The 17,588-nt window shown below is 68.1% G+C and carries 15 protein-coding genes and 1 pseudogene; 10 read left to right on the top strand and 6 right to left on the bottom strand.

Features of this window, described 5'->3' with window-relative positions; translation table 11 throughout:
• From HZB86_04955 to HZB86_04940, 4 genes and pseudogenes are all read left to right on the top strand, one after another.
• A partial coding sequence (locus HZB86_04955) for a 4Fe-4S dicluster domain-containing protein (GenBank protein MBI5904883.1) occupies nt 1-448 on the top strand: 448 nt, incomplete at its 5' end.
• Nucleotides 445-1,691 (top strand): annotated as a pseudogene (nrfD, locus tag HZB86_04950) (polysulfide reductase NrfD). The gene HZB86_04955 and the pseudogene nrfD, both read left to right, overlap by 4 nt.
• A gap of 188 nt (nt 1,692-1,879) precedes the next feature.
• Complete coding sequence (locus HZB86_04945) at nt 1,880-2,704, top strand: substrate-binding domain-containing protein (GenBank protein ID MBI5904882.1); 825 nt, start codon at nt 1,880-1,882, stop codon at nt 2,702-2,704.
• A 20-nt stretch (nt 2,705-2,724) separates the two neighbouring features.
• Nucleotides 2,725-4,809 (top strand): response regulator, encoded by a 2,085-nt coding sequence (locus HZB86_04940; protein MBI5904881.1) that lies wholly within the window; start codon nt 2,725-2,727, stop codon nt 4,807-4,809.
• On the opposite strand, the gene HZB86_04935 is transcribed toward HZB86_04940, so the two are convergent.
• From HZB86_04935 to HZB86_04910, 6 genes are all read right to left on the bottom strand, one after another.
• The gene (locus HZB86_04935; GenBank protein MBI5904880.1) at nt 4,790-5,557 is read right to left on the bottom strand and encodes a metallophosphoesterase; all 768 of its coding nucleotides are present in this window, start codon (nt 5,555-5,557) and stop codon (nt 4,790-4,792) included. The genes HZB86_04940 and HZB86_04935 overlap by 20 nt on opposite strands.
• Before the next feature lie 303 nt (nt 5,558-5,860).
• Nucleotides 5,861-7,087, bottom strand: a complete 1,227-nt coding sequence (locus tag HZB86_04930) for an MFS transporter (protein ID MBI5904879.1) — start codon at nt 7,085-7,087, stop codon at nt 5,861-5,863.
• Nucleotides 7,088-9,304: a 1,4-alpha-glucan branching protein GlgB gene (gene glgB / locus HZB86_04925; GenBank protein ID MBI5904878.1), complete on the bottom strand. Its 2,217-nt coding sequence runs from the start codon at nt 9,302-9,304 to the stop codon at nt 7,088-7,090.
• 64 nt (nt 9,305-9,368) lie between these two features.
• Nucleotides 9,369-9,989, bottom strand: a complete 621-nt coding sequence (locus HZB86_04920) for a glycine zipper 2TM domain-containing protein (protein ID MBI5904877.1) — start codon at nt 9,987-9,989, stop codon at nt 9,369-9,371.
• Between the two features lie 67 nt (nt 9,990-10,056).
• Nucleotides 10,057-10,872, bottom strand: coding sequence for an MBL fold metallo-hydrolase (locus HZB86_04915; protein MBI5904876.1), 816 nt, complete (start codon nt 10,870-10,872; stop codon nt 10,057-10,059).
• A gap of 20 nt (nt 10,873-10,892) precedes the next feature.
• Nucleotides 10,893-11,390: a cytochrome P460 family protein gene (locus HZB86_04910; protein ID MBI5904875.1), complete on the bottom strand. Its 498-nt coding sequence runs from the start codon at nt 11,388-11,390 to the stop codon at nt 10,893-10,895.
• A gap of 108 nt (nt 11,391-11,498) precedes the next feature.
• On the opposite strand from HZB86_04910, the gene HZB86_04905 reads away from it, so the two are divergent.
• The 6 genes from HZB86_04905 to HZB86_04880 all read left to right on the top strand — a co-directional run.
• Complete coding sequence (locus tag HZB86_04905; protein MBI5904874.1) at nt 11,499-13,160, top strand: glycosyltransferase family 39 protein; 1,662 nt, start codon at nt 11,499-11,501, stop codon at nt 13,158-13,160.
• A gap of 49 nt (nt 13,161-13,209) precedes the next feature.
• The gene (locus tag HZB86_04900; GenBank protein ID MBI5904873.1) at nt 13,210-14,379 is read left to right on the top strand and encodes a DegT/DnrJ/EryC1/StrS family aminotransferase; all 1,170 of its coding nucleotides are present in this window, start codon (nt 13,210-13,212) and stop codon (nt 14,377-14,379) included.
• Nucleotides 14,376-15,299 (top strand): glycosyltransferase, encoded by a 924-nt coding sequence (locus HZB86_04895; protein MBI5904872.1) that lies wholly within the window; start codon nt 14,376-14,378, stop codon nt 15,297-15,299. The genes HZB86_04900 and HZB86_04895 overlap by 4 nt, the downstream gene beginning before the upstream one ends.
• Nucleotides 15,300-15,304: 5 nt before the next feature.
• Complete coding sequence (locus HZB86_04890) at nt 15,305-16,279, top strand: formyltransferase (GenBank protein MBI5904871.1); 975 nt, start codon at nt 15,305-15,307, stop codon at nt 16,277-16,279.
• Nucleotides 16,276-17,307, top strand: coding sequence for a bifunctional UDP-4-keto-pentose/UDP-xylose synthase (locus HZB86_04885; GenBank protein ID MBI5904870.1), 1,032 nt, complete (start codon nt 16,276-16,278; stop codon nt 17,305-17,307). The genes HZB86_04890 and HZB86_04885 overlap by 4 nt, the downstream gene beginning before the upstream one ends.
• Nucleotides 17,304-17,588 (top strand): 4-deoxy-4-formamido-L-arabinose-phosphoundecaprenol deformylase (locus HZB86_04880; GenBank protein MBI5904869.1); only part of this gene is annotated, 285 nt, incomplete at its 3' end. The genes HZB86_04885 and HZB86_04880, both read left to right, overlap by 4 nt.

The raw sequence follows: 17,588 nt of genomic DNA, 5'->3' as shown, positions 1-17,588 counted from the left end.
GGAGGCGCCCGAGTCGGCGTCCGACAAGACGATCCTGCGCAGCTTCTTCGTGCCGAAGCTGTGCAACCAGTGCGCGAACCCGCCGTGCGTCCAGGTGTGCCCCGTCGGGGCGACCTTCCAGACCGAGGACGGCGTCGTCCTCGTCAACGAGAAGACGTGCATCGGGTGCCGCTACTGCATCCAGGCGTGCCCGTACGGCGCGCGGTACCTCCACCCGAAGAGCCACACCGCCGACAAGTGCACCTTCTGCTACCACCGGATCTCGCAGGGGCAGCTCCCGGCGTGCGTGGAGGTGTGCCCGACGCAGACCCGGATCTTCGGCGACCTGAACGCGGCGGCGAGCCCCATGTCGCGCTTCCTGCGGATGAACAAGATCCACACGCTGAAACCCGGCCTGAACACCGAGCCGAAAGTCTACTACGCCAACCTCGACGGAGAGGTCCGATGAACCCGGAAATCGTCCATACGCTGCAGGAGCTGCTCTCCCAGATCCAGGGGTACATCTACCCGAACGAGATCGAGATCCACTGGGGGATGCTGATCGTCGTCTACCCGTACATCACCGGCGTCGTCGCCGGGGCGTTCATCCTCGCGTCGCTGGTGAAGGTGTTCAACGTGAAGGAGGTCCAGCCGCTCTACCGCCTCTCCCTCCTCACCGCCCTCGCGTACCTCCTGGTCGCCCCGATGGCGCTGGTGTCGCACCTGGGCCACCCGGAGCGGTTCTACGAGATCCTCCTCACGCCGCAGACGTCCTCGGCCATGGCGATGTTCGGTTTCGTCTACGCCTGGTACCTGATGGCGGTCCTCCTCCTCGAGATCTGGTTCGTCCACCGGACCGACATGATCGACATGGCGGAGCGGAGCACGGGGGCGACGCGGCTCCTCTATCGCGCCCTCTCCCTGTTCTCGACGGACAAGGGGGAGCGGGCCGTCGCGTTCGACCACAAGGCCCTGAAGGTCATCACCATCGTCGGCATCCCGTCGGCGTTCCTGCTCCACGGCTACGTCGGGTTCATCTTCGGCTCCATCACTCCATCAAGGCGAACCCGTGGTGGAGCAGCGTGCTGATCCCGATCGTCTTCCTCTTCTCCGCCATCGTGTCCGGGATCGCGCTGGTCGTCCTCCTGTACATGATCATCACCCCGCTGATGGGGGGGAAGATCGACATGAAGTGCGTCGACAAGGCGGTCGACTTCCTCTTCTACGCCGTCATCGTCGACTTCTCGCTCGAGATGGTGGACTTCATCCACCGGGTCTACCAGAGCGAGGAGGAGATCAAGATCCTCTCCGAGATGGTCATGAACAAGCTGTTCATGAGCCTCGTCATCATCCAGGTCCTTCTCGGGATGCTGCTCCCGCTGGGGCTCATCTCGATCACCAAGATCTTCAAGAAGCGGTTCAGCGTCAGCGAGGACCTGCGGAAGATGCTCTTCTTCATCTCCGCGCTCCTCATCCAGTTCGGGATCTTCGCCACCCGCTGGAACGTGGTCATCGGCGGCCAGATGTTCTCCAAGAGCTTCCGGGGACTCACCACCTACAAGATGGAGTTCGGCGGGATCGAGGGGCTTCTCTACGCGCTGGTCCTGCTCGGCCTCCCGCTGGCCATCCTGTACGTGCTCCTCAAGGTCCTCCCGCCGTGGAAGGAGCTGAAGGGCGAGGGCGCCGAGGGCGCGGAGGCCGCCGGGGCCTGACATTTCCGCCAAACAGTAAGGTTTCCCGATGAAGGCGCCGGGGGTCTTTCCCGGCGCCTTTTCTCTTTTCCACCCGCATTCCTCCTGATCATTTCCGGTCCGATTTCCGATAATCGATAGGGACCCGTTGACCGGGATACCCGGGAAAAGGGGGCCATTCAATCGGCATCCGGGAGAGGAGTCTTGCGATGAAGAGGCCCCTGGCGAGGAACCGGTTCCCGGTCGCCCTTCTGCTTGCCATCCTGTCCGCCGTCCCGGCGGCGGCGGCCGAAGTCGTCACCGTCAGCGGCACGGGAGCATCACTGGCGAGCATCCGGCTGCTCTCGGAGCCGTTCATGAAGGCCAATCCCCAGGTGCGCATCGAAGTGATGCCGCTTCTCGGCACGGGGGGGTCGATCAAGGCGATTCTCGCGGGGAGGCTGGACCTCGGGGTGGGCGGCCGGCCGCTCACGGACCGTGAACGGAAAGCCGGCGTCGCGGCCGTTCCGTACGCCCGAGTGCCGTTCGTCTTCGGGGTGCACCGCGGCGTCAAGGCGGCCGGGATCACCCTTCGGGAGGCGGTCGACATCTACGCCGGCAGGAAGACGACCTGGAACGACGGGTCGCCGATCCGGTTGATCCTTCGGCCGAAGGGAGAATCCGACCTGGATGTCCTGCGGGCGATCTCGAAGGAGATGGCGGACGCCGTGGACGCCGCGCTGCGTCGGGACGGGATGATCTACGCGATGAACGACCACGAGGCCGCCGACACGATCGAGAACACCCCCGGCGCCTTCGGGGCGCTCGCCCTCACGATGGTCACATTCGAAAAGCGCGCCATCCGGGTGCTGCCCCTGGCCGGGGTGATCCCGAGCGCGACATCGCTCGTCAACGGCTCCTACCCGTACCGCAAGGAGTTCTTCTTCATCACGGGGAGGACGCCGTCCGACGCGGTCCGGCGCTTCATCGGGTTCGCGCGGTCCCGCGAGGGGGCGGCCGTCCTGTCCCGGGCGGGATTCGTCCCCGTGCGGTAGCCCCGCAGGGAGGGGAAGGCGTGCTCCTCAGGAAAGACATCCCTCGGTACACCGCGCTGCTGGCGGTCCTCATCGGACTGGTGTTCGCGGTCGCGCCCGCCGCCGTCTACTTCGCCCTCTCCTGGCAATCCCTCCGCGTTTCCCTGGAGAAGGAGGCGGAGATCAAAGCGCACAAGTTATCGCTGTTCGTGGCGGCGAATCCTCTCATGTGGCAGTTCGACGAGATCCGCCTGAAGCACATTCTGGAGGCGGACAATGCGAGGACGGTCCCCGAGTGCAGGATCGCCCACGACCGGGGCGGGATCGTCGCGATGAGCCACCCCGGAGGCGAGGCGGCTCACCCGGACGACCTTCCGTGGCCGGTCGTTTCACGGTCCCATCCCGTCTGGGATGCGGGAACCGCGGTGGGGTGGATGGAGATCCGCATATCCCTCCGGCCTCTGGTTCTCGCGACGGCGGCGCTGGGCGTGGCGAGCGCGCTGTTCAGCGCCGCCGCGCTGACGTTCTTCTTCCTGTACCCGTGGTCCGAGCTCCGCAAGGCGCTGGATGCCCTCTGGGAGATGAAGGAGCGCGCCCAGGCGACGCTCCATTCGATCACGGACGGCGTCATCACGATGGACACGGGGCGGAACATCCTCCTCATGAACCGGATCGCCGAGATCATCACGGGGTGGCCGTCGAGGGAGGCGATGGGAAAACCGGTGGGCGAGGTGATCCCCCTCGATTTCCCGGTGGGAGGCGCCGCACCCCCGGCCGGCGCGCCGGCCCGCGCCTTCCGGACCCGGGTATCCCGCATCGGGGAGGAACGGCTGATCGAAGCGGTCGACACCCCGGTCCTGGACCGGTCCGGAAAAGCGGCGGGATCGGTACTCGTCATCCGGGACGTGACGGAGAAGGAGCGGGTGGAGGACGAGCTGCTGCGGGGGAAGAAGCTCGAATCCCTGGGGGTCCTCGCCGGGGGGATCGCGCACGACTTCAACAACCTCCTTACGGGAATCCTCGGGAACATCTCCCTGGCGAAGGAGATGGTGGACCCCGGCAAGCGGGCGCAGAAGCGGCTGGAGGAGGCGGAGCGGGCCGCCCTGAAGGCGAAGGATCTCTCCACCCGGCTGCTCGCCTTCTCCAGGGGCGGGAAGCCGATCCGCAAGGAAATTTCCGCGGAAGAGGCGCTTCGCGATGCGATCGACCTGGCCCTCCGGGGGACCGGCGTACGGGCCGAGTTCCGGATCGCGCAAGGGATCTGGGCGGTGACCGCCGACGCGGGACAGCTCGGGCAGGTCTTCCACAACCTGGCGATCAACGCGGCGGAGGCGATGCCGGCCGGCGGGATCCTGCGCGTGTCGATGGAGAACGCCCGCGTCCGGGAAGGGGAGGTCCCGCACGTCATGGCCGGGAGCTACGTGAAGATCGTCATGGCGGACGAGGGGTCCGGAATCCCCGCCGACATCCTGCCGAAGATCTTCGATCCGTACTTCACCACGAAAGCGGCCGGGAGCGGGCTGGGGCTCACGACCTGCTACACCATCCTGAAGAACCACGGGGGGAACATCTTCGCGGATTCCGCGATCGGCGCCGGGACGACGTTCCGGATCTACCTTCCCGCGACCGGCGAGGTCCCGCGGGATGTCCGCCCGGATCCGACGGTCGCCGCGCTGCCGGGGAACGGCACGGTCCTCCTCATGGACGACGAGGAGCTGGTCCTGGACGTGGTCGGGGAGATGCTCACACAGCTGGGGTACACGCCGGTGTTTTCCCGGCACGGCGAGGAGGCGATCTCGAAGTACGAGGAAGCGTCGCGGGGCCCCGGCGCGTACGACCTGGTCATCCTGGACCTGGTCATCCCCGGCGGGATGGGCGGGAAGGAGACCGCCGCCCGGATCCTCGAGAAGCACCCGGATGCCCGCATCGTCGTTTCGAGCGGTTACTCCAACGACCCGGTGATGGCAGGATACAAGGAACACGGTTTCGTGGGCGTGATCGCGAAGCCGTACCGGCTCGGGGATTTGAGCCAGGTTCTCCGGCAAGCCCTGGGGAAGGAGGATCCCGCCCCGGGGCATCCGCCCCCCGGCCCGCCGCGGGACGAGGTCACTTCGCCGATGGCCTGACGGGGCGGAACGTCTCCCGCAGCCGTCCGTTCTCCACGTCGATCCGGTAGTAGCCGTACTTCTGCAGCGGCACCAGCGGCGCGCCCGCGCCGCCGGAGACCAGCATCAGGATCCCGCCCCAATCCTCGACGTGGTGCATGTGCTCGTGGCTCGCCAGGACCGCGTCGACCCGGTGTTTCTTCAGGATCGCCAGCAGCTTCGCGCTCTGCTCCTCGTATCCGAATCCTGTTCCGTGGGGACGGGTGATTTCCGTTTCCGGCGGGTGATGCATCGCGACGACGATCACCGCGACCCCGTCCCTCCCTTTCGGATGGGACGCCAGGTCGCGATCGAGCCAGGCGAGGACATTGTCGGGGAACGCCCCGCCGGCGTTGTCGACGATCGCGAAGCGGGCGTCCCGGTGCGTGAACGAATAGGAGGTGCCGGAGAGGCCGAACCGCTCCGCGAACCGCTCCCGATTCCCGCCCCCGTACAGCTCGTGGTTCCCGATCGCCACCCGGAGCGGCTTGCGGAACGACGCGGTCGCCGCAACGAACTTGTCCCACTCCCCCGGCGAGTCGTGGTTGACCATGTCGCCGGTATGGAGGAGGAACTCCATGTCGGAGGCGTCCACCGCGGAGAGGATCTGCGGCAGGATGCCGTTCCGGTCGTCCCGGCTGTCGCCGCACACCGCGAACGCCCACCCGAAGGCATTCGCGGCCCACAGAAGCGCGAAAAGGACCAGTACGGCGAAAGCTGGTTTGCGCATGCCCGTATTCTACCGCAACCGTCCGTTCGCAATGCCTGACGGCGGAATACGTTGCGGCACTCCGCAGGGGCACAAGGAGCGTACGGAGCAGGGGGGTCCCCTGAGCGGAGCCGCCAGCGCGGAACCGGCGGAGAACCCGCAATTCTAACTGTGAGGATGTGATCGGGGCTAGAAGGCTGGCCGGAGGGTGGGGAGAGGACCGCAGGCCACGTTCGCTGTTCGGAGCCGGGGAGCCTGGCGGCGCATGCGAACGGGGAGCCCCCCTGCGAGTAGCGACCTCCTCCCCCTTCGTTGCGGGCGGGGTCACGCGGACCGGGTGAGCTCCGGGTAGCGGAAGCGGACCCACAGCCCCACCAGCAGCGCCGTGACGGAGAGGGCCGCCAGCGCCGTCGGCGCGGAGGTCACCTCGGCCAGCCCGCCGAGCAGGAGGGAGCCGATCCGCATGAGCCCGAGGAAGAGGGAGACGTACAGCGCCATCACCCGGCCGCGGAGGTGGTCGGGCACCAGGTGCTGGAGGAGGGAGTTCGCGGGGGCGTTCTGGAGGACGAAGGAGAACCCGATCGCGACCAGCAGGAGAATCGCGGCGGCGTAGCTCCGGCAGAAGGCGAACGCCAGCAGGAAGAACGGGAAGACGAGGCTCCCCGCCGTGATCGTCGCCCCCTTCCGGTCCCCCACGTACCGGGAGGCGGAGAAGAGCGACCCGAGGACCGCGCCGACTCCGGCGGCGGACATCAGCACGCCGTAGCCCGGCGCGCCCTGCCCGAGGATCTCCCGCGCGAAGATGGGGATCAGCACGTGGTACGGCATCGCGAGGAGGGCGGACAGGGAGATCAGGACGACGATCCCGCGGGGGATCCGGTGCTCCCGGAGGAATTTCACCCCGCCGAGGAGGTCCCCCGCCGAATCCGGTCCGTCGCCGGTCCGCCGGATCAGGGCGACGTCCATGAGAAACAGGCAGAGCAGGACCGCCGTGAAGCTCGCCCCGTTGACGAAGAAGGCGCCCGCCACCCCCGAGGCGGCGACCAGGATGCCCGCCGCGGCCGGCCCCACGACCCGCGCGCCGTGGAAGATGCCGGAGTTCAGCGCGATGGCGTTGGTCAGGTCCTCCCTCCCCACCAGCTCCACGACGAACGCCTGCCGCGCCGGGGTGTCCACGGCCTGCGCCGCCCCGAGGAGGAACGCCAGCAGAAGCACGTGCCACAGCCGCACCGCGCCGGTCCAGCAGAGGAGGGCGAGGAGGAAGGCGAGGAGCATCATCGCCGCCTGGCACCAGAAGATCACCCGGCGCTTCTCGAAACGGTCGGCGATCGCCCCGGCGTAGAGGGTGAGGGGCACGAGGGGGATGGCGCCGACGAAGTTTACGAGCCCGAGGTCGGCGGCGGATCCGGTCAGCTGGTACACCAGCCAGTTCTGGGCGATCGTCTGCATCCAGGTGCCCACCAGCGACGTGAGCTGGCCGAAGAACCAGAGGCGGAAGTTTCGGTGGCGGAGCGCCCGGAACGTCGAGGCGGCGCCGGAAGTGCCGCCCATCTACCTTTCCGGGCGGAGGTAGAGGGAGCCCAACGGAGGAAGGGTGAGGCGGATGGAGTGCGGGCGGCCCATCCACGGCGTCGCTTCGGAATCGAGGAACCCCCCGTTCCCCGCGTTGCTCCCGCCGTAGGCGGAGGCGTCGCTGTTCAACGCCTCGCGGTACCGGCCGGGGTACGGGACGCCGAGGCGGTAGCCTTCCCGCGGCACGGGAGTGAAGTTGAAGACGCACACGACGCAATCGTCCGGGTTCCTCCCCCGGCGGATGAACGACACGACGCTGTTGTCGGCGTCCCGGAAGTCGATCCACTCGAACCCCTCCGGGCGGAAATCGATTTCGTGCAGCGCCGGCGTCTCGCGGTAGACGCGGTTCAGGTCCCGCGCGAACCGCTGCACCCCCTGGTGGGTCTCCCACCGGAGCAGGTCCCACTGCAGCGACCGGTCGTGGTCCCACTCCTCCCACTGCGCGATCTCCCCCCCCATGAAGAGGAGCTTCTTCCCCGGGTGCGCGTACATGTAGGCGTAGAGCAGCCGGAGGCTGGCGAACTTCCCCCAGAGGTCCCCGGGCATCTTGTCGAGCATGGAACGTTTCATGTGCACGACCTCGTCGTGCGAGAAGGGGAGCACGAAATTCTCGTGGAAGGCGTACAGCAGCGCGAACGTGAGCTGCCCGAAGTGATACTTCCGGTGGATCGGGTCCTTCCCGATGAACTGCAGCATGTCGTGCATCCACCCCATGTTCCACTTGAGCGTGAACCCGAGTCCTCCGAGGTAGACGGGACGCGAGACGGCGGGCCAGGCGGTGGACTCCTCCGCGATCGTGATCGCGCCGGGGTACCGCCCGTGGACCGCCTCGTTCATCCGCTTGAGGAAGGCGATCGCCTCGAGGTTCTCGTTTCCCCCGTAGGCGTTGGGGATCCACTCGCCGGGCTTGCGGGAGTAGTCGAGGTAGAGCATCGACGCCACCGCGTCGACCCGGAGCCCGTCGATGTGGTACTTGTCCAGCCAGAACAGCGCGCTCGAGAGGAGGAAGTTCGCCACCTCCCGGCGCCCGAAGTTGAAGATGAGGGTCCCCCAGTCGCTGTGCTCCCCCATCCGCGGGTCCGCATGCTCGTAGAGGTGGGTCCCGTCGAAGCGGGCGAGGCCGTGGGCGTCGCGGGGGAAGTGGGCCGGGACCCAGTCGAGGAGCACGCCGATCCCGGCGCCGTGGCACCGGTCGACGAACGCCATGAACTCCTCCGGGCGGCCGAAGCGGGACGTGGGGGCGAAGTACCCCAGCACCTGGTACCCCCAGGAGCCGTCGAACGGGTGCTCGGCCACGGGCATCAGCTCGATGTGCGTGTACCCCATCCCCTTGACGTATGGAACGAGGTCGTCCGCAAGCTCGAGGTAGGAGAGGTACGGCCCCCGCTCGCCGTCCTTCCGTTTCCACGACCCGAGGTGGACCTCGTAGACGGAGAAGGGGGAGTCGAGGACGTTCCTCCGGGCGCGCTCCGCGATCCACGCCGCGTCTCCCCACGCGTACCCGTCGATGGAGCAGACGATCGACCCGGTGTGCGGCGGCGCCTCGAACCGGAAGGCGAAGGGGTCCGACTTCAGCAGCAGCTCCCCGGTGCCGCGGGCCCGGATCTCGTACTTGTAGACCTCCTCCTCGGCCACGCCGGGGAGGAAGATCTCCCAGATGCCGGATTCGCCGCGGTTGCGCATCGGGTTCACGCGGCCGTCCCAGTGGTTCGCGTTGCACACCACCGACACGCGCTCCGCGTTGGGCGCCCAGACGGAGAACGCCGTCCCCGGGACCCCGTCGACGGCGGTCACGTGGCTCCCGAGCTTCTCGTACTGGTCCAGGTGGCTCCCTTCGGCCAGCAGGTGGACGTCGAAGTCGGAGAGGACCAGCCCGAAGGCGTACGGGTCGTGCTGCGTCCAGCGGTACCCGGCCCGGTCGGAGAACTCCAGGCGGTACGGGAAGATCTCCCGGTCCTTCGGGAACTGCGCCTCGAAGAGGCCATCGGGGTGGACGCGGGTCATCGCGGCGCGACGGATCGCGCCGCCCTCGTTGCGCAGGACGTGCGCCTCCCGCGCCCGGGGCTGGATCACGCGCACGGAAACGAACGGGGTCCCGTTCTCCTCCACGAGGTGCGGCCCCAGGACGGAGAACGGATCCCAGTGGCGGGCGTCCACGAGCAGGTCGACGTCCTGCTTCCGGAGGGAGGATTCCATCGCACCCCAGATTGTATCGGAAATCGGGCAAGGGTGGGCCGGCGGAGTCGCCGGCCCCGTACGTTTACCGCTTGACGCGGAAGGTGATCTCCTCGATGTCCTTCCCGCCGCCGCGCGTCTCGACGGAGGCTACGACCCGGTAGTTGCCCGGCTTCGCGTCCGCGGGCAGGGTGATGGGGACGGCGGAGCGCCAGGTTCCTCCTTCGCGCTCGATGTCCACGGAGGTTTCCCCGACCTTCGCGCCGTTGAACAGGATCTCGCGGCTCTCCCGGACGGGGACCATCAGGTCCTCCCGCGGGGTCAGGACCGCGTACGTCATCTGGATGTCGACGGTCTCTCCGGGGAACACCGCTGCCGGGGTCGCCCGGAGCCGGTCGATCTTGAGCCGCGTCCCCTTGGCCGCGCTGTAGTCGGTGTGCTCCTTGCGGGTCTCGGCCAGGCTTTTCTCCTTCTGGTCGTAGTAGTTCCCGACCAGGCCGCCGGCAAGGGCGCCCAGGAGCCCCCCGGCCACCGCGCCGCGCTTTCCGCCCACCAGCCCGCCCAGGACCGCGCCGCCGACGGCACCCGCCCCCGCGCCGATGGCGGTCCCCTTGTGATCCCGCACCGTCTGGTTCGAGGAGGCGCACCCGGACAGAAGCGAGACCGTGATGGTGGCGATCAGCAGCAGGCTTGCGAACTTGCGCATCGGAACCCTCCCGTTTCCGTCGGGTAATGTGAGACGGGGCCCGAAGCCCCGGTATTCAATCGCCGCCTCAGACGGTGAATTTCCGCAGGGGCGCCCCGCGCCTCGCCGCGTGGACGGGGACCCCGTCGAACCGGTGGGCGGACAGGATCTCCCGCACCGTGCCGCGGGCGAGTTCCGGAGTGTTGTGGTCCGCGCTCAGGTGGCACAGGATGACCGCCTTGGGGCTCTTCCGGCTTTCCTGGAGCACCCGGACCAGGAAGATGCCCGCCTGCGCGTTGGAGAAGTGCCCGACGCCGGAGCCGACGCGCCCGCGATCGTGCCGGCCGCTGCGGTTCAGCATCCCCTCGTCGTAGTTCGCCTCGATCAGGATCAGGTCGCTGTCCACGAACTCCTCGAACAGCCCGTTGTCGTTCCGCCCGAGGTCGGTCGCCATCGTCACGCGGACGTTCCTCTCCCCGGCGGCGGGGGTGAAGGCGAAACCGCACGTGACGCCCCGCGCGTCGTGGGGGACCCGGAACGGCTTTATCGCGATCCGGCCGACGGAAAACGTCTCGCCGTCCCCGAACGTCCGCACCGGGCCGGAAGGGGGGGAGCGCGACAGCACCTTGCTCACGAACCCGTCGAGGTTCTTCCGGTGCAGGTGGATCGGGACCTCGTGCCGGGCGCAGCACGCGACCGCCGAAGGGTTCACGTGGTCGCTGTGGAGGTGGGACACCAGCACGGCGTCCACGTCGTCCCAGGCGCACCCCGCCTCGGCGAGCGCGGCCGACAGCCCCCGCTGGGACGGAAGCCCGGCGTCGACGAGCACGGTCGTTCCCCCGTGCGATACGAGCGTCAGGTTCCCGGAGGAGCCGCTGCGCAGCGGGGTGACGTGGAAATCCACGGTCCGGCCGGGTTCCGGTTTTACGGGGCGTACCGCGTGAAGACGAAGTCGTTTCCCTTGACGTTCGCCTCGTGGCACGGGAAGCAGGTGGCGTGGTCCTGCGCGCTCGCGGGAGCGCCGTCGACGAACCGTCCGAACCCCCACCCGCCGGTGGAGGCGTACTTTTTCGTGTTCTTCACCATGAACTCGATCCGCTGCGGATCGCCCGGCACGAAGGTCTTGTCGAACTCCGTCGACCTGGCGCGCTTCCACGCCAGCTTCGCGAGGATCGCGCCGTCCGGGAAGGGGAGCTTCTTCGCCCGGTACGCCTTCATGGCGATGTCGTTTCCGAGGATCACGCGGATCTCGTCCTTGTCGTCCCGCTGGGAAGGTGCGACCACCTGCCAGTTGCGATACCCCTTCGGGATCGTAACCCCGGTCGGGGCCGCGGCGTTTCCTCCGGCGGCGTTTGCCTGGAGCGGCGAAAGCAGGATTCCGGCGGCGAGCAGAAACAGGAGCGACCGGACGGTTCGGCGCATGCGTTTTCTCCTTCCGTTTCGAGTGAACTTCGTTGCCGGCCATTATACCAGACGCCCCCCGGGAACCTCGGACCTCTCCTTATCCATGTCCGCGGTATAATCGCCCGCATGGCGCAGAAAACCTCTCCCCCGGAAATCCGCCGGAGCCGCCGCGCCCTCCTTCTCTTCTTCCTGGCCGTCGGCATCACGTACTATTCCGCGTTGGGCACGATTCCGCTGCTCGAGCCGGACGAGGGGAGATACGCGGAGATCCCGCGGGAGATGCTCGCCCGCGGCGACTTCGTCACTCCGCACCTGAACGGCGTCGCGTACCTCGAGAAGCCGCCGCTCTTCTACTGGGGGAACGCGCTGTCGCTGTCGCTGTTCGGGGAGACCGAGTTCGGCGCGCGCTTCTTCACCGCGACCGTGTCGATCGCGGGGGTGCTCCTCGCCTGCTGGATGGGTACGGCGATCGCGGGCCCGCGGACCGGCCTCTTCTCGGCCATGGTCCTCTCCACGTCCCTCTACCCGTACGTGATCGGCCGGATCAACACCCTGGACATGACGCTCGCCGTGACGATGATCGTGGCGGTATTCCCCGCCTGGCTCTACCTGTCCGGAAGGCGGGAGGGCCGGGGGTGGCTCCTGCTCTCGTACGCCGGCGCGGCGCTGGCGTTTCTTTCGAAGGGGCTGGTCGGGATCGTGTTTCCGGCGGCGATCCTCCTCCTGTGGATGATCCTGTCGCGCCGCCACCGGGAGATCGGGAAGGCGGTTTCCCTCCCCGGGGTCGCCCTCTTCCTCGCGATCGCCCTCCCGTGGGTGATCCTCGTCCAGCGGGCGAATCCCGATTTCCTCTGGTTCTTCTTCGTCCGGGAGCATTTCCTGCGGTTCACGACGGAGGTGCACCAGCGGTACAAGCCGTTCTGGTACTTCCTGCCGATCGTGATCGGCGGGATGTTCCCGTGGCTTGCCTTCGCACGCCGGGCGGGGACGGCGGCGTGGGAGGCGCGGGACCGGTATCTCGCCCCGGAGGACCGCCTCTTTCTGTTCTGCTGGGTCCTCTTCGTCCTGCTGTTCTTCTCCTTCTCCCGGTCGAAGCTCCCCACGTACATGATTCCCCTCTTTCCGCCCCTGTCCGTGCTCCTCGGGCGCGCGCTGGAGATGTGGGCGGACCGCGAGGACGGGAGCGTCCGCTGCCGGTTCCCCCTCGCCGTCGCCGCCCTCCTGGCCGCGGGGATCCTCTTCTTCCCCCCCTTCACGAAGTACAAGGTGGAGTTCGCCCGGTGGATACCGCTGTCCGCGCTCCCCGCCGCGCTGATCCTCGCGTGGGGCGTCGTGCCGCTGTTCGTCCGGCGGCTCGGCGCGGAGCGCGTGGTGTACATCTCCTTCTTCCTGCTCGCGCTGTTCCTCACCTCGCTCAACCGGCCGGCGGCCGCGTACCTCGGGAGCTACAAGTCGGTGAAGAAGCTGTCTTCCGTCCTCGGCGCCTCGGTCCGCGAGGGGGACGTCGTCGCCCAGTTCGGCGCGTACCGGCAGGGGGTCCCGTTCTACACGAAACGCCGCTGCGTCCTGGTGAACGAGGTGGGGGAACTGGAGTACGGCGCGTCCCGCGCGGCGGATCGCGATAAATGGTTCCTCGACGACCGGGCGTTCGCCGCCCTGTGGAATTCGGACACGCGCGTGTTCTGCGTGTTCCAGCGCGACAAGATGCCCCTGATCCGGGAGAAGTTCCCGGGGCATCGGTTGCTCTACCGGTCCGATGAAGGTATTCTCATCGTGAACCGGTTATAGGCGAAGCGCCGACCGGCAGCCGCCGCGAGGGCCCGACGATCCCGTGAAGATCCGCTCCGATTTCCTGCCCCTCTCCCGCCCCGCGCTGGGGGAAGAGGAGGCGGCCGCCGTGCTGTCGTGCCTGAGGTCCGGGTGGATCACGAGCGGGCCGAAGGTGGCCGAGCTGGAGGGGATCTTCCGGGAGTCCACGGGGGCGCCGCACGCGGTCGCCGTCGCTTCGGCCACCGCCGGGCTCCACATCGTCCTGGCCGCGCTCGGGATCGGGCACGGGGACGAGGTCGTCACTCCGTCCATGACCTTCGCCTCCACCGTCAACCAGATCGCACTCCGGGGCGCGACCCCCGTCTTCGCCGAATGCGACTACGGCACGCTACAGCTCCTGCCGGAAGACGCGGCGGCGAGGATCACCCCGCGGACGAAGGCGGTGATCCCGGTGCACTTCGCCGGCGCCCCGGCGGACCTCGACCCGATCCGCGCGGCGGCCGACCGGGCGGGCGTTCCGGTCATCGAGGACGCGGCGCACGCGGTGGGAACCGTCTACAAGGGTGTCCCCGCCGGCGGCGCGCCGTCCGCGGGGAAACCGGGGAACATCGCGATCTTCTCCTTCCACCCGATCAAGAACGTCACGACGGGGGAGGGAGGGATGGTGACCTGCCACGACGCCGCGCTGGCGGCGCGCCTGCGGCTGCTGCGGTTCCACGGAATCGAGCGGGACGCGTGGAAGCGGTACGGCAAGGGCGGCACGCCCCACTACGACATCCGGGAGCCCGGGTACAAGTACAACCTGACCGACCTCCACGCCGCGCTCGGCGTCGTCCAGATGGGGAAGGTCGCCGCGCTCAACGCCCGACGGGCGGCGCTGGCCCGGCGGTATCTCGAGGGGCTCGCCGGCGTCCCGGGGATCGACCTTCCGGCGGAGGTCCCGTACCCCCACTCCCACTCGTGGCACCTGTTCATCGTGAAGGTCGCCGGGATGGACCGGGACGGTTTCATCGGGAGCCTCGCGGAGCGCAACGTCGGCGTCGGCCTCCACTTTCCGCCGTGCCATCTCCTTTCGTACGTGAAGGAGCGGTACGGCTCCGGGGAGGGCGATCTCCCGAACACCGAGCGGGCGGGGAGGCGGATCCTCTCCCTCCCGCTCTTCCCGGGGATGTCGGACGGCGACGTCAACTACGTCTGCGAGGCGGTGCGCGAGATCCTGTCCGGAGTCGCGCGATGATATCGGTCGTGGTCCCCGTCTATAACGAGGAGGGGAACCTCCGGGCGCTGGCCGACCGGCTGGAGGCCGCGCTCCGGAAGACCGGGCAGGAGTACGAGATCGTCTTCGTCGACGACGGGAGCCGGGACGGTTCGCTCGAGATCCTGAAAGGGCTCGTGGGGCGGGAAGGGGTGCGGGTCCTGGAGCTCACGCGGAACTACGGGCAGCATTCGGCGATCATGTCCGGCTTCTCCGTGGTCCGGGGCGACATCGTCGTCACGATCGACGCGGACCTGCAGAACCCCCCCGAGGAGATCCCCGCCATCGTCCGGACGATGACGGAAGGGGACTTCGAGGTCGTCGGCACGGTCCGCGAGATGCGGAAGGACTCGATCTTCCGGACCATCCCCTCCCGGCTCGTGAACGCGATGACGCGGCGCATCACGGGGATCCGCATGAGCGACTGGGGGTGCATGCTGCGCGGGTACCGGCGCGAGGTCGTGGACCGGATGGTGGAGAGCCAGGAGTACTCCACCTTCATCCCGGCGCTGGCCACCCTGTTCGCCAAGCGGATGACGGAGATCCCGGTCGGACACGCGGAGCGGCACGCGGGGAGGTCGAACTACAACGTCTGGAAGCTGATGAACCTGCAGTTCGACCTGCTCACGTCGTTCTCCGAGTTCCCCCTGCGCCTCCTCCTCTACCTGGGAACGGGGATGGCGGTGCTGGGGGTGGCGTTCGGCGCCCTGCTCGCGGGGATGCGGATCTTCTACGGCGCGGCGTGGGCCGCGGAGGGGATCTTCACCCTGTTCGCCGTCCTGTTCTTCTTCTTCGGCGCGCTCTTCTTCGCGCTCGGGATCATGGGGCAGTACCTCGGCCGGGTCTACCACGAGGTCCGCAAGCGCCCCCGGTACACCATCCGCAAGCTGCACGAACGGTGACCGGAGTGCGGGCGGTCGTCTTCGCGTACCACAACATGGGGATCGTCGGGCTGCGGGCGCTCCTTTCGCACGGGTTCGAAGTGCCGATGGTCCTCTCCCACGAGGACGACCCGAACGAGAACCGGTGGTTCGGGTCCGTGGCGGATTTCTGCCGGGAGCGGGGGATCCCGGTCCACTTTCCGAAGGACGTGAACGCACCGCCGTGGCCGGACCGGATCCGCGCCGCCGCGCCCGACCTCCTCTTCTCCTTCTACTACCGGTCGATGCTGAAGGGGGAGATCCTGGGGATCCCCGCGCTCGGGGCGATGAACCTCCACGGTTCGCTCCTGCCGAAATTCCGGGGGCGGGCGCCGGTGAACTGGGTCCTGGTGAAGGGGGAGACCGAGACCGGGGTGACGCTCCACTTCATGACGGAGAAACCGGACGCGGGCGACATCGTCGGGCAGTCGGCGGTGCCGATCGCGCCCGACGACACGGCGCTCACGCTGTTCGGGAAGATGGAGGGGGCGGCTGCGCGTCTCCTCGACGAGCTCTTTCCCCGGATCGCCCGCGGCGACATCCCCCGGAGGCCGAACGACCTCGCGCGGGGAAGCTACTTCGGCGGCCGCAGGCCGGAGGACGGCAGGATCGACTGGTCCCGTCCCGCGACCGAGATCTACAACCTCGTGCGCGCGGTGACGAAGCCGTACCCGGGGGCGTTCACGGAGCTGTCGGGCGACCGTCTCCTGGTCTGGTGGGCGGTGCCGATTCCCGCGGGGCCGGACCGCCCGGCGGAGCCGGGCGCGATCCGCGTGACGGGAGGACGTTCGATCGCGGTGGCGGGCGGGTGCCTCACCCCCCTGTCGTCGCCGCGCAGGATCGTCGTCGGAACGGGGGACGGCTGGCTTCAGTTGGAGGAGATCGAGTGGAGATCACGGGCCGCGCGGGGCGAGGCGATCGCCGACCTCCTGGCCGGCCACGTCGACGGGAGGATCACATGAAGGTGCTCATCCTGGGGGTGAACGGTTTCATCGGCCACCACCTGACCGCGAGGATCCTTTCGGACACGGGGTGGAAGATCTACGGGATGGACCTGTCGGCCGACCGGCTGGGGAAGATGGCGAAGCACCCCCGGTTCGATTTCGTCGAGGGGGACATCTCCATCAACAAGGAGTGGATCGAGTACCACATCAAGAAGTCCGACGTGGTGCTCCCGCTGGTGGCGATCGCGACCCCGAAGGTGTACGTCGAGCGGCCGCTCTCGGTCTTCGAGCTCGACTTCGAGGAGAACCTCCGGATCGTGCGCCAGGTGCACCGGTACGGGAAGCGGTTGGCGTTCCCTTCCACCTCCGAGGTGTACGGGATGTGCGCCGACGCGGAGTTCGACGAGGAGAAATCCCCCCTGGTGCTCGGGCCGATCTCGAAGGAGCGGTGGATCTACTCGTGCAGCAAGCAGCTGCTGGACCGGGTGATCTGGGCGTACGGCCGCCAGGGGCTTTCCTTCACCCTGTTCCGCCCGTTCAACTGGATCGGTCCGCGGCTGGACTCGATCGAGACGGCGAAGGAGGGGAGCTCCCGGGTGGTGACGCAGTTCATCGCGGACCTCTATCTGGGCGAGCCGATCCAGCTCGTGGACGGCGGCCGGCAGCGGCGCTGCTTCACGTACGTGGACGACGGCATCGCGGGGCTGATGAAGATCCTCGAGAATCGCGGAGGGAACGCGACGGGGCAGATCTTCAACCTCGGGAACCCGAAGAACGACCACTCGATACGGGAGCTGGCGGGAATGCTGCGGACGCTGTACGCGAAGCACCCCCGGAACCGCAGGAAGAGGATTCCGCCGATCGTCGAAGTCGACTCGAAGCGGTTCTACGGGGAGGGGTACCAGGACATCCAGACGCGGACGCCGTCGATCCGGCGCGCCAAGGAGCGCCTCGGGTGGGCCCCGAAGGTGTCGATGCGGGTCGCGCTCCAGAAGACGCTCGACGCGTTTCTCTCGGAGGCCGACGCCTCCCGCAGGCGGAGGTGAGCGGCGAGCGCATCCTCGCGCTGAAGGTCGACGTCGACACGCGGCGCGGGATGGAGAAGGGGGTACCGTCGCTCCTTTCGACCCTCGCCGCGTTCCGGGTCCCCGCCACGTTCTTCCTCTCGTTCGGGCCGGACAACTCCGGCCGGGCGATCTTCCCGATGATCCGGAACCCGCGATTCCTCGCGAAGATGCTCCGGACCAACGCCCCCGGGCTCTACGGGTTCCGCACCGCCCTCTACGGCACGCTCCTCCCGGCTCCCATGATCGCCTCCGCCCTTCCC

This window comes from Deltaproteobacteria bacterium, assembly GCA_016234845.1.
GTDB lineage: Bacteria > Desulfobacterota > Deferrimicrobia > Deferrimicrobiales > Deferrimicrobiaceae > JACRNP01.
Note: the sequence above shows the minus strand (reverse complement) of the source record. Positions and strands in the feature narration are given on the sequence as shown.

Excerpts from the sequence above, each read along its gene's own strand:
- HZB86_04920 (MBI5904877.1), bottom strand. The coding sequence starts at position 9,989 with ATGCGCAAGTTCGCAAGCCTGCTGCTGATCGCCACCATCACGGTCTCG.
- HZB86_04935 (MBI5904880.1), bottom strand. The coding sequence starts at position 5,557 with ATGCGCAAACCAGCTTTCGCCGTACTGGTCCTTTTCGCGCTTCTGTGG.
- HZB86_04885 (MBI5904870.1), top strand. The coding sequence starts at position 16,276 with ATGAAGGTGCTCATCCTGGGGGTGAACGGTTTCATCGGCCACCACCTG.
- HZB86_04895 (MBI5904872.1), top strand. The coding sequence starts at position 14,376 with ATGATATCGGTCGTGGTCCCCGTCTATAACGAGGAGGGGAACCTCCGG.
- HZB86_04930 (MBI5904879.1), bottom strand. The coding sequence starts at position 7,087 with ATGGGCGGCACTTCCGGCGCCGCCTCGACGTTCCGGGCGCTCCGCCAC.
- HZB86_04905 (MBI5904874.1), top strand. The coding sequence starts at position 11,499 with ATGGCGCAGAAAACCTCTCCCCCGGAAATCCGCCGGAGCCGCCGCGCC.
- glgB (MBI5904878.1), bottom strand. The coding sequence starts at position 9,304 with ATGGAATCCTCCCTCCGGAAGCAGGACGTCGACCTGCTCGTGGACGCC.
- HZB86_04910 (MBI5904875.1), bottom strand. The coding sequence starts at position 11,390 with ATGCGCCGAACCGTCCGGTCGCTCCTGTTTCTGCTCGCCGCCGGAATC.
- HZB86_04945 (MBI5904882.1), top strand. The coding sequence starts at position 1,880 with ATGAAGAGGCCCCTGGCGAGGAACCGGTTCCCGGTCGCCCTTCTGCTT.